Genomic DNA, 511 nt, shown 5'->3' on the forward strand with positions numbered 1-511 from the left:
TCCTTCTGATGCCATTCTATTTCAGGAAGGAGCGTCCGTTAAACTCAGGCTACCTCACTTATTCTAAGCAACCGGGTAGCATCATACGGGGCAATTATGGCCGCATTACCATACATGCAACTGTACATAGCTGATTATCTGGCTGACACCATGCATTTGTCAGCAGAGGAGCACGGCGCGTATTTGTTGCTGATGTTCAATTACTGGCAAACAGGAAAGCCAATACCCAAAAACAGGTTGGCAAAAATTGCCCGTCTGACTAACGAGCGATGGGTTGATGTTGAACCATCCTTGCGGGAGTTTTTTTGTGATAACGGCGACGAATGGATGCATCTTCGGATTGAGGAAGATCTGGCATCTGTCAGAGAAAAATTAACCAAAAAATCAGCCGCAGGAAAAGCATCTGTTCAGGCCAGAAGAAGCAGAAAGGAAGCAGATGTTCAAACAAAACAAGAGAGAAATTTAACAGGTGTTCAAACAGATGTTGGAGTGGTGTTCGAACATGATGCTG

The 511-nt window shown here is 44.8% G+C and carries 1 protein-coding gene; it reads left to right on the forward strand.

What is annotated here, in order from left to right; translation table 11 throughout:
* Positions 1 to 96: 96 nt before the first annotated feature.
* On the forward strand, positions 97 to 511 hold a 415-nt coding region (locus ACUU1I_RS21140; protein ID WP_449144943.1), incomplete at its 3' end, for a YdaU family protein.

This window comes from Shigella sp. SIG3 (genome assembly GCF_053555855.1).